General features: G+C 74.2%; 9 protein-coding genes. 1 reads left to right on the forward strand and 8 read right to left on the reverse strand.

The features are described from left to right. Positions 1-61: 61 nt before the first annotated feature. From AS029_RS08220 to AS029_RS17585, 8 genes are all read right to left on the reverse strand, one after another. Entirely contained in the window at positions 62-1,021 is a 960-nt protein-coding gene (locus AS029_RS08220; RefSeq protein ID WP_058232117.1) for an NAD-dependent epimerase/dehydratase family protein, read from the reverse strand. After that, positions 1,018-3,699 (reverse strand): alpha/beta fold hydrolase, encoded by a 2,682-nt coding sequence (locus AS029_RS08225; protein ID WP_058232118.1) that lies wholly within the window; start codon positions 3,697-3,699, stop codon positions 1,018-1,020. The genes AS029_RS08220 and AS029_RS08225 overlap by 4 nt, the downstream gene beginning before the upstream one ends. Continuing rightward, positions 3,696-4,718 (reverse strand): 3-oxoacyl-ACP synthase III, encoded by a 1,023-nt coding sequence (locus tag AS029_RS08230; protein ID WP_058232119.1) that lies wholly within the window; start codon positions 4,716-4,718, stop codon positions 3,696-3,698. The genes AS029_RS08225 and AS029_RS08230 overlap by 4 nt, the downstream gene beginning before the upstream one ends. Positions 4,719-4,843: 125 nt before the next feature. Continuing rightward, positions 4,844-6,145, reverse strand: coding sequence for a DUF58 domain-containing protein (locus AS029_RS08235; protein ID WP_058232120.1), 1,302 nt, complete (start codon positions 6,143-6,145; stop codon positions 4,844-4,846). After that, the gene (locus AS029_RS08240; RefSeq protein ID WP_082642230.1) at positions 6,145-7,251 is read right to left on the reverse strand and encodes an AAA family ATPase; all 1,107 of its coding nucleotides are present in this window, start codon (positions 7,249-7,251) and stop codon (positions 6,145-6,147) included. Before AS029_RS08240 ends, AS029_RS08235 begins: the two co-directional genes overlap by 1 nt. Beyond that, positions 7,248-8,414, reverse strand: a complete 1,167-nt coding sequence (locus tag AS029_RS08245) for a DUF4350 domain-containing protein (RefSeq protein WP_058232121.1) — start codon at positions 8,412-8,414, stop codon at positions 7,248-7,250. The genes AS029_RS08240 and AS029_RS08245 overlap by 4 nt, the downstream gene beginning before the upstream one ends. Beyond that, positions 8,411-9,064 (reverse strand): DUF4129 domain-containing protein, encoded by a 654-nt coding sequence (locus tag AS029_RS08250; RefSeq protein ID WP_058232122.1) that lies wholly within the window; start codon positions 9,062-9,064, stop codon positions 8,411-8,413. The genes AS029_RS08245 and AS029_RS08250 overlap by 4 nt, the downstream gene beginning before the upstream one ends. Beyond that, positions 9,061-10,470, reverse strand: a complete 1,410-nt coding sequence (locus AS029_RS17585; protein ID WP_058232123.1) for a DUF7847 domain-containing protein — start codon at positions 10,468-10,470, stop codon at positions 9,061-9,063. Before AS029_RS17585 ends, AS029_RS08250 begins: the two co-directional genes overlap by 4 nt. A 161-nt stretch (positions 10,471-10,631) precedes the next feature. On the opposite strand from AS029_RS17585, the gene mtrA reads away from it, so the two are divergent. After that, a complete protein-coding gene (mtrA, locus tag AS029_RS08260) occupies positions 10,632-11,312 on the forward strand; it encodes an MtrAB system response regulator MtrA (RefSeq protein WP_058232124.1) in 681 nt (226 codons plus the stop codon). Positions 11,313-11,315 lie beyond the last annotated feature (3 nt).

The raw sequence follows: 11,315 nt of genomic DNA on the forward strand, positions 1-11,315 counted from the left end.
GTGGGGCGGCGGCCCAGCGGGGCAGAGGGCTCCGGGAACGGCGGAGCAGGATGCCGGCGCGTCAGGCGAGCGACAGGCGGTGCAGGCCCTCATCCAGCGTCACGGCGGGCGCCCACCGGAGGTCGCGGCGGATCTCGCTCTGGTCGAACCAGTGCGCCGTCGACAGCTGCTCGGCGAGGAAGCGGGTCATGGGCGGCTCGTCCTCGCCCGGGCGAACGGCCCAGACACGCTCGACCACAGCGCCCGCCGCGCGCGCCAGCCCCGCCGGCACGCTGAACCGCGGCGGCTCGACACCCGAGGCGCGGCAGATCCCCGCGAGCAGATCGCCGACCGGCCGCGGTTCGCCGTTGGTCAGCACGTACGCCCGCCCGCTGACGTCGTCGACGCGGTCGAGGGCGGCGACGATCCCGGATGCCGCGTTGTCGACGTACGTGGAGTCGATCAGCGCCGTACCGCCGTTGAGCAGCGGCAGGCGGCCGCGGCGGGCGCGGTCGACGATGCGCGCGACGAGCTGGGTGTCGCCCGGCCCCCACACCAGGTGCGGGCGGATCGCGACGAGCGCCATGTCATCGCCCGCGCGCGAGAGCGCGAGCAGCTCGGCCTCGGCCTTCGTGCGGGCGTATTCGCCGCGCGCGGCATCCGGATCCGCGGGCTCGGCACCGACGCCCGCGAGGGCGTGTCCGGCGTGCGCGACCGACGGCGACGACACGTGCACGACGCGCGAGACCCCCGCGGCTCCGGCCGCGTCGAGCAGCGTGCGCGTTCCCTCGACGTTGACGGCGCGGAACTGCGCCGGGTCTCCCGCGAGCGAAACCTTCGCGGCCAGGTGAATGACACCGTCGACGCCGTCGAGGGCGGATGCCACGGCATCCGCATCGGTGACCGAACCGAGGTGGTCGTCGGCGCCGTCGACGCCCGAGGGACGGCGCTGCAGGGTGCGCACATCGTGCCCGGCGTCGTGCAGGGCGCGCACGACGGCCCGGCCGAGGAAGCCGGACGCGCCGGTCGCGAGAACCTTCACGGCGCCGTCGGCTTCTCGCCCGCGAGGAGGCGCTCGGCCCAGGCGGCCACGCGCGTGCGGTCGATCTTGGAGTTGTGCCGGATGTCGGTGGGGAGCGTCGGCACCACCAGCACGGCGGCGAGGCGCTGCGAGGTGGACGCGCGCACATCGTCGGCGAGGGAGGGGGATGCCAGGCCGGGACGCCGCGCACCCGCCTCGACGACCGCGACGACGACCTGGCGGCCGACGGGTCCGACCCCGACCGCGGCGGCGCGGGTCACGGCGTCGACGGTCTCGGCATCCTGTTCGATGCCGACGGGGGTGACGGGACCCTCGGCGGTGGTGATGACGTGGGGGAGGCGCCCCTCGACCCAGAGGCGCCCGTCGGCGTCGAGGTGACCGACGTCGCCGGTGCGGTGCCAGCGGTCGGGGAGTCCCCGCCGGGCCTCGCGGTCGGTGACGTAGAGGCGGAAGTAGCCGCGCTTGAGGTGGGGAGCCGAGATGACGATCTCGCCGGTCACGCCGGCCTCCGTCGTCGGCTCGCCCGTCGCACGTCCGTCTGCGTCGATCGCCGAGATGCGCACCTGGCCCGTGCCGAGCGGCCGGCCGACGCAGACGCCGCGGTCGCCGGCCGCCCGTTCGATCTCGGGCAGGGTCACGTCGGCGACGAGCAGGCACTCGGTCATGCCGTACGGAGTGTGCGCGACCGCGTGGGGCATGAGCCGTTGAGCGCTGCGCAATAGATCGACGCTCACGGGCGCGCCGGTCGAGAGGAAGGTCTCGACGCGCTCCAGGGCGGCGCGGTCGTCGGGGGCGAGCGCCGCAGCGGTGGCGACCACGTTGGCCACGGCCGCCGGGGAGAGGAACACCATCCGCGCGTCGGAGGCGCGCACCGCCGCCGCGACCGCCGCGGCGGTGAGGGTGCGGGGCGCCGAGACGTCCATGTCGGGCGTCGCCGACCGCGTGCCGAGGGCCGGGCCGAGCAGCGCGAACGGTGCGAACCCGGTGACGAGGCCCGTGTCGGCGGTCACCCCGAAGTGGGCGGCGAGGGTGTCGCGCAGCGCCGTCAACTGCGCGTGCGTGTACACGACGCCCTTCGCGGGGCCCGTGGAGCCCGAGGTGAACAATACGGCGGCCTCGGCGTCGGGGGCCGGCGGCTCGGGCAGCGCGCGACCGCGGCCGGCGCGGGCGAGGTCGGACAGGCTCGCCTCGACCCCCAGCGCGCGGCTCGTGGCGGCGGGCAGCGCCGCGGCCGAGATCCGACGACCGGGCCAGCCCAGGGCGCGTGCGGCGGCGAGCCCCGCGACCTCGCCGATGACGACGTCGGGCACGGCGCCGCGCACGGCGCGCGACAGACCCCGGATGCCGAGCCCCCGGTCGGCCACGACGACCACCGCGCCGATGCGCAGGCACGCGTACAGCGCGGCGGTGAGGGTGGGACCGGGCTGCACGAGGAGGGAGACACGGTCGCCCGCGCGCACACCGAAGGCGTCGAGGCCGGCGGCGAGCTCGTCGACGCGTGTCGAGAGCTGACGCCAGCTCACCCGGAGCGGCTCGCCGTCACGGGTGGCGGTCATGTCGATCACCGCGGTGTCGTCGTCGTCGCGGCGGGCGTCGAGGGCGTCCCAGAGGTGCCCGCGGGAGGGTGTCGCGCCCTCCGCGGGTGTGGTCGGCTTCGAGCCGCGGCCGGCGGCGGTGCGGCGCGTCGCGGCTGCTGTGGCCGTCATGCCCGCGTCACCGGCATCCACGACCTTCTCGTCGAGCCAGTCGAGCACCACGTCGGCGTACGGGCGCTCTTCGGCGATGAGGTGTCCGGCGCCTTCGAAGCGGTGCACGTCGGCGTGGGGGAGGCGCTCGGTGAGGTCGTCGAGGTGTCCCTCGCCGAACACGGGGTCTTTCGGACCGCGCAGGAACAGCGCCGGCACCGTGAGCTCGCGGAGCCCCGCCGACATCCGGCGCAGCGCGGGCGTGCTCTCATCGGCCGCGGTGGCGGGGATGTCGGCGACGAACCCGCCGATGCCGCGGCGGCGCGCCACCGTGGCGTACGGCGCGCGGAAGGCGGCGCGGACGGCCGGGTCGAGGTCGGCGAGGGCGAGGGTGGTGTCGAGGAACGCCGTGGTGCCGGTCGTGCCGGCGGCGAGCATCCCGCGAGCGGTGGCCACGCGCAGCGCGAACGGCAGCGGGGCGCCGTCGGGGTGATGCACGGCGGTGTTCAGGGCGATGACGGCTGCGAGGCGGTCACGGTTCTCGACGGCCCACCCCAGCGACACCGGTCCGCCCCAGTCGTGGCCGATGGTCACGATCGGACCCCGGATGCCGAGCTCGTTCACGAGCGCGTCGAGGTCGGCAATGCGCTGGGCCAGGGTGCGACGAATGTCGGAGCGCTCCGAGAAGCCCATCTCGAGCTGATCCACGGCGACGACGCGCCACGCGGTGCCGGTATCGGCACGAGCGAGAGAGGCGGCGATGAGCGCCCGCCACAGGTACGACCACGTGGGGTTGCCGTGGACGGCGACGATGGTGCCGACGGGCTCGATGCCGCGCGCGTCGAGCGCGTCGCCGGTGTCGAGCACGTGCCAGGTGCGGGTGGAACCGGCGTCGGCGGCGACACCGTCGACGGCGACGAGGCGGGAGAGCGCCGGGTCGAGTCCGGGCAGACCCACGGGGGGAAGGGTGGCGCCGAGGGCGGTGACCCTCACCAGGCCAGCTCCAGCATGCCGGTGTTCAGCCCGGAGCCCACTCCCATCAGCAGGACGCGGTCGCCGCGGCGCAACGTCTTCTGCTCCGCAGCGAGGGTGATGGGGATGGATGCCGGACCCACGTTGCCCAAGGTCGGGTAGGTGACGGGTACCTTGCTGCGGTCGAGCTTGGCCGCGCGGACGATGGCGGAGGTGTGGACCGACGAGACCTGATGCGTGACGTAGCGATCCATTCCCGTCCACGAGAACTCGTCCTTCGCCTCCTTCCAGGCCGAGACGACGAGGTCGAGACCGCCCTTGAGCAGCGCCTTGGCGTCGGTGAACATGCCGTCGACACTGCCGACGCACAGGTCGTAGAACTGCGTCGCCGCGCGCGTGACGCCGCCCACGATGCGGTGGCCCTCGGGGTGGGCGCTCGCGCGGCCGAGCACCGCGGCGGCCGCTCCCGACCCGAGGGTCAGCGAGGCGAACTCCTGCATGAACGCATCGCGGTCGAGGTCTTCGCGCACGAGGCGGTTGATGGTGTTGACCTGGATCTCGTCGGCATCCTCGCCGTTGACGATGAGGGCGTAGTCGACCTGACCCGACTGGATCATGCCGGCGGCGAGGCTCATGCCGTTGATGAACCCGAGGCAGGCGTTGGCCACGTCGAAGTTGATCGCCGAGCTCGGCAGCCCCAGGCCGTGGTGCAGCCGCACGGCCACCGAGGGCTCGAGGTGCTTGCGCGTCACCGAGGTATTGATGATCAGACCGATCTGGCTGGGGTGCACCCCCGCCTCGGCCAGAGCCTGCTTGCCCGCGGCGATCGTCGCCTCGTCGGACGACTCGCCCTCGGCCCAGTTGCGGCGCTCGTTCACGCCCGCCACGCGGCGCAGCAGGCCCGGCTTCAGCTTCAGCCGCTGGAGCGCAGGAGCCAACCTCGCCTCGATGTCGTCGGACGTCGTCACGCGGCTGGGCAGGACGCCCGCCACCGAAACAAGGGCCACATCATCGAAGCGCGTGGTGGCGTTACCTGGCAAGAGAGCTCCCGCATCCTGTGCGTAGACGGCGCAGCCGCGCACGGAGGGGACGCGCGTACGGCTCGAAGGGTACCCCTCAGGATAAGCCGCGACGTATGTCCGGGGCTGCATGGGGGCTGGGTGTGCTACAGCCGACCCGCCGCCTTCAATGCGAGATAGCGGTCGGCGACGAGGGGCGGCAGGTCGTCGGCCGAGGCCGAAACCGCGTCGCCGCCCGCGCGGACGACGGCATCGCGCACGCGCTCGGCGTCGTGGCGCGCGCGTTCGACCGCGGCCGCCGCGTACACGTCGGCGGCATCGTGATGCGGCATCGTCTCGCCGGGCCCGTCCGTGGCGGTGGCGACCAGCAGGCGCGAGCGTGCGGCGACGGCGGGGAGCGAGGCGAGGAAGGCGCGCGCGGCCTCGGGGTCGTCGGCGGCGGTGAGCAGCACGACGAGGGCGGGGCGCACCGAGAGCGCGCGCACCTGGGCGAAGGCGGCATCCCAATCGGTGTCGATGAGTTGCGGGTCGACCGGGCACATGGCATCCACCAGCGCGGGCAGCAGCGGCGTCCCCTCGATCCGGGTGACGCGGGCGCGGGTCACGCGGTCGAACATGAGCAGGTGCACGTGGTCGCCGGCGCGGGACGCCAGCACCGCCAGCAGCAGGGCCGCCTCCAGCGCGGCATCCAGTCGCACGCCGTCTCCCACCCGAGCCGCGGCGGTGCGCCCGGTGTCGATGACGATGACGACGTGGCGGTCGCGCTCGGGCCGCCAGGTGCGCAGCATGGTCGTCCCGGCGCGGGCGGTGGCCCGCCAGTCGATCGAGCGCACGTCGTCGCCGCGGACGTACTCGCGCAGGCTGTCGAACTCGGTGCCCGGACCCCGCACCTGCAGGGTGGTGTTGCCGTCGAGCTCGCGCAGGCGAGCGAGGCGCGAGGGCAGGTGCCGGCGCGAGGTGAACGGCGGCAGCACCCGCAGGTGCGCGGGGGCGTCGATCACGGCCTGGCGGCCGGCGAGACCCAGCGGTCCGACCGAGCGCACGACGACGAAGGCGCTGCGCAGCTCCCCGCGACGGCGGGGCTGCAGCCGCAGCGGCGCCCCCCGGCGTTCGCCCGGCGGCACGGTGACGCTCTGACGCTCCGCCGGGGCTCCGGCGGTCGGCTGCCAGGCATCGCGCACGCGCGCTCGCAGTAGGCGGGTGCCGAGGTTGCGCACCCGGATCTCGCCCGCGATCGGCTCGTCGCGCAGGGCGCGCTCCGGCAGGACGCGCGTGATCTCCACGCGGCGCGGATCGCCCGCCGCCGCGACGTCGACGGCCGCCAGCACCGCGCACAGCATGATCCATCCGCCCGCGGCGACCCACGCCGAGACCCCCGCGCTGCTGAGCAGTACGAGAGGCACGACGCCGAGGGCGACGAGCAGGGCGAGGCGGCCGGTGACGATCATCAGATGGGGACGCGGGTCTGCTGCAGGACGGAGGTGAGGATGGCATCCACCGAGACGCCCTCGATCTCCGCCTCGGGACGCAGGCGGATGCGGTGGCGCCACACGGGCACGAGCATGGTCTGCACGTGGTCGGGGGTGATCGCGGGGTACCCGCCGAGCCATGCCCAGGCCTTCGCCGCGGCCAGCAGTCCGGTCGTCGCACGCGGGCTCACCCCCACCAGCACCGACGGGCTCTGCCGGGTCGCGCGCGCCAGGTCGACGACGTAGCCGAGCAGGTCGTCGTCGACGGCGACGGATGCCGCGGCGCGCTGCGCCGCGAGGATCTCGGCTGCCGTCACCACCGGCGCGAGCCCCGCGTCGCCGAGCCGTCGCGGGTCGAAGCCGCTCGCGTGCCGGCGGAGCACGTCGACCTCGGCGTCACGGCCGGGCAGGTCGACGATCAGCTTGAGCAGGAAGCGGTCGAGCTGGGCCTCGGGCAGCGTGTAGGTGCCCTCGTGCTCGATGGGGTTCTGCGTCGCGGCGACGAGGAACGGGTCGGGCAGGGGGCGGCTCTCGCCGTCGGACGACACCTGTCGCTCCTCCATCGCCTCCAGCAGGGCCGCCTGGGTCTTGGGGGGCGTGCGGTTGATCTCGTCGGCCAGCAGCACGTGGGTGAAGACGGGACCGGGGCGGAAGTCGAAGCCGCCCGCGCGCGGGTCGTAGACGAGCGAACCGGTGACGTCGCCCGGCATGAGGTCGGGAGTGAACTGCACGCGGCGGGTGTCGAGGCCCAGTGCACGACTGAACGAGCGCACGAGCAGGGTCTTCGCGACGCCCGGGACGCCCTCGAGCAGCACGTGGCCGCGCGAGAGCAGCGCGATCAGCAGGCCCGTGACCGTGCCGTCCTGCCCGACGACGGCCTTGCCCACCTCGACGCGCACGCGGTGCATCGCTTCGCGCAGGGCCGCGTGGTCGTCGGCGGCGCGGGCCTGGGCGCGCGTGGTGGCGGGGGCCGCGTGCGACGGTGCGGGGGCGGTGCCGTCGGCCGGCGCGGGTGCCTCGGGGACGGCGTCCGCGGCCGGGTACGACGGGGCGGGCCAGGCCGGGTTCTCGGGGCTGTCGGTCATCGGGTGGTCCCTTCGGTTCGGACGGCGGCGCGCACGCTCGCCTCGAGGTCGCGGAGTCGGTCGGCGGCAGCGACGAGGTCGCGGTCGGTGCGGGGCCGGTCGTCGGCGAGGATGGCGCGCACCCGGGCGCGATCCGCCCCCAGTCGTTCGGCGACCGCGTCGACCACCTGGTCGGGCGCACTCCGCGTCGGCAATCCCAGCAGCCGCTGCAGGCGCGAGCGCGCTGCCCGTCGCAGTTCGTCGAGGGCGTGCGGCGCGTCTCGCGCGGTGGCGTACAGGCGCGCGCGGCCCTCGGTCGTCTCGTTCGCCCGCACGGTGACCGGCAGGCGTTCGGTCACGAGGGGGCCGAACCGGCGCCCGCGCCAGAGGGCGGAGACCAGGGCGGCGACGAGCAGCATCAGGATGCCGGGGGTGACCCACGGCGGGGTCAGCTCGCCGAGCGTCGGGGCGTCGGCGGCGCGGTCGGCGTCGGCGGGGGAGGGCACGTACCAGACGAGGGTGTCGGTCTGGCCGAGGACGGCCAGGGCCAGGGCGGCGTTGCCGTCGAGCGGGAGGGTGGCGTTCGTCGCCGTCGCCAGGGCGTCGAGCGCGGTGACCGTGCGGCCGTTCGCCTCGCTGAAGAGGAGGCCGACCTCTCCGTCGACGGGGAAACACCCCCGCACCCCGTCGCCGGGCGTCATCAGCTCGCCGACCCGTGCTGTCGCGGCGTTCGCGGCCGCGGGCACGCGGCAGTCGGCGGCGACCGCCCGATCGTCGGCGAAACCGCCCGTACGAGAGCCGTTCAGCAGCACGTCGAGCGTGCGCGAACGGGGTTCGAGCAGGATGACGTGTCTCGCGCGACCGGTCACGTCGCGCAGCGCGTCGTCGGACAGCATCGGGGCGTCGCGCATCGCGAGCGAGGCCTCGCCGCCCTCCAGCGCGCGCTCGGCGGCGCGGCGATCGCGGGCGATGACCACACGCACGCCCTGCTGCTCGAGCACGCGGACGACGGCCCGCGTACCGTCGGCCCCCGCGGACTCCGGGTCGAGGGCGTCGCGCTGCGAGTATCCGCCGAAGACGAGGGTGCCGCCGACGAGGGCGACCACGAGCACCGCCACGACCAGTGCCGCCCATCCGAGCGCGCCCCGACGTCGTGACCGGGGCGGCGCCTCCGCGACGCTCACGCGGTGACCGCCGGCGTCGGGCGCGTGCGCACGGCCTGATCGTCGAGGTCGGCGACCGACCGATAGTGCTCGGCGGTGCCGGGCCGGCGGAGGTAGCGCACGTCGTCGAAGATCTCCGCGGCGGCCTCCAGCGACAGGGCGAGAGGGGGGAGGGATGCCGCCGCATCACGGCAGAAGGCGCGAACGGTCGCGCCCGGCGGAGGGTCGACGAGCCCGCGCTCGGTGAGACCGCGCGCGACGGCGCGGAAGCGCAGCACGATGGCCTCGTCCCAATCCGCGCGGGCGGCGGCGCGGGCGGCGTCGGCGCGCAACTCATCCGCGGAGCGGGCGTCGTCGTCGTCGAAGAGGGCGTGGGCGGCCGGCGCGGCGCGCCGCGCGAGCCGGGGGCGCCCCCAGATGAGGAGGCCAACGACGATCAGCGCGGCGACGACGATCGCGAGGACGATGAGCGCCGACGGGCCCCATCCCGCTGTGTCGGGCACGCGCAGCAGGTCGCCGAGGAACCGGCCCACCGCCTGGGCGATGCGGTCGATGATCGTCGGTTCAGCCGCCTCGTAAGCCGGGTCGGCGAGTTCGCGCTCGGCCCACTCCCGCGCCTGGTCGGGATCGGGGAGGAGCGGGAGCGCTGTCGCGAGCGTCGGAAGGGTCACGCGTCGCCGTTCGAGCCGGGGGCGGCCCAAGTGGTCGGGCTCTGCGGGTGCGGCGTGGGCGGGGCGTTCGGCGCGGGGACGGGCGGCGGTGGCGGGGCGTCACCGGCGGGAGCGCCGTAGCCCGGGGTCCCGGCGGGAGCGCCGTAGCCCGGTGACCCGGCGGGAGCGCCGTAGACCGGTGACCCGGCGGGAGCGCCGTAGACCGGAGAAGCGGCGGAAGCGCCGTAGCCCGGGGACCCGGCGGGGGCGCCGTAGACCGGTGACCCGGCGGGAGCGCCGTAGACCGGAGAAGCGGCGGGAGCGCCGTAGCCCGACACCCCGCCGTACCCGGACTGTTCCTGCGCGCCGAAGGGTGCCGGCCGCGCGACGACCCGCCCGACGCCGACCAGGTAGGGGTCGTCGAGATCGGTCGCGCCGGCGTCACGCGCCTCGACGTAGGTCTGCAGGTCGTGATCGAGCGCCTCGACGCGCATGCGGGCGTCGACGTACACCAGCACCGCCGAGGTGGACTGCACGACGAGCGCGATGCACTGCACCAGGAGGATGCCGAACTGGCCGAGGATCTGCACGCCGATGACGCCGATCAGCGCGCCGCTCTCGGTTTCGCCGGTCGGAGCGAGGATGGCCGGGACGAGGCTGCCGATGAGGCTGAACGGGATCGAGATGATCTGGGCGATGATGCTGAACGCGACCGAGATGACGACGACCACGCCGAGGGTCGACCAGAACCGCCCGCGCGTGAGCCGCCACGACCGGCCGATGGCCCGGAACACGGGTGAGCGCTCGAGGATGATGACCGACGGCACCAGGAACAGCTTGGCGGCGAGCCAGAGGGCCACCACGATGAGGCCCAGCACCGCGAGGATGCCGACGAGGATGCCGAGCCACAGCACCGACATCACCAGCAGGGCGACGATGCCGGCAAGGACGCCGAGCGCGACAACCGTGGCGAGCAGGGTCAGGGCGCTGTAGCCGATCAGGCGCCAGACCACCGGTTTCACCCGCCCCCAAACGACCTTCAACGTGGGCTTCTCGGAGACGACCGCGTGCGCGACCTCGGCCACGACGACGCCCTGCACGATGACGCTCAACGCGCCGGTGGCCACGCCGAGCACGAGGGCGGTGGCCGCGGTGAGCACGATCGAACCCGCCAGGATGGCGTCGTAGTCGTCGCTGCCGGGGGCCACGGTGTCGAGTCGCGTGAAGCTGGCGACCGCCGCGCCGGCGACGGCCGCCGTGAGGATCAGGTAGGCCGCGGTCTGGGCGATCAGCGCGAAGCCCAGGAGCACCTTCGGGTTGTGGCGCAGCGCGACGAACGAACGGCCCAGGATCGTGCCGAACCCGTAGGGATGCAGCGGAACGATCCCCGGGCGGGATGCCGGAGTCCAGGCCGGATACGCGGTCACGGTGGCGCCTCCTCGTCACATGGCGGTCCGTTCATCGTGTCACACACCCCCGATACGCTCGCCTCGCGTGCAGGGAGGTCGACTACTCTCGATGAGACGTGCCCCCACCGGGGCGACATGCCCGTTTCCGAGCGGGTCCGAGCTGGAAGACGCACACCCGAATGACTTCACGGATCCTGGTTGTCGACGACGACACCGCGCTTGCCGAGATGATCGGCATCGTGCTGCGCACCGAGGGATTCGACACCGTGTTCTGCGCCGACGGCGCGCAGGCCGTGGACGCATGGCGCAGCGAGCGCCCCGACCTCATCCTCCTCGACCTAATGCTGCCCGGCGTCGACGGCATCGAGATCTGCACGCGCGTGCGCGCGGAGTCGGGGGTGCCCATCATCATGCTCACCGCGCGCACCGACACCGCCGACGTGGTGAAGGGCCTCGAGTCGGGCGCCGATGACTACATCATGAAGCCTTTCAACCCGAAGGAGCTCGTGGCCCGCATCCGCACGCGCCTGCGTCCGGTTCAGGCTCCGGTCGATGAGACCCTGCGTATCGGCGACCTGGTCGTCGACGTCGCCGCGCACGAGGTGCGCCGGGGCGATGTCCCGATCGCGCTCACCCCGTTGGAGTTCGAGCTGCTCGTCGCTCTCGCCGAGAAGCCCCAGCAGGTGTTCTCGCGCGAGATGCTCCTCGAGCAGGTGTGGGGCTACCACTACAAGGCCGACACGCGTCTGGTGAACGTGCACGTGCAGCGCCTGCGCGCCAAGATCGAGGCCGACCCCGACAACCCGCGGATCGTGACCACCGTGCGCGGTGTCGGCTACCGCGCCGGCGCGGTGGCCTGAGCG

It is taken from the genome of Microbacterium enclense (genome assembly GCF_001456955.1).
Classification (GTDB): Bacteria; Actinomycetota; Actinomycetes; order Actinomycetales; family Microbacteriaceae; genus Microbacterium; species Microbacterium enclense.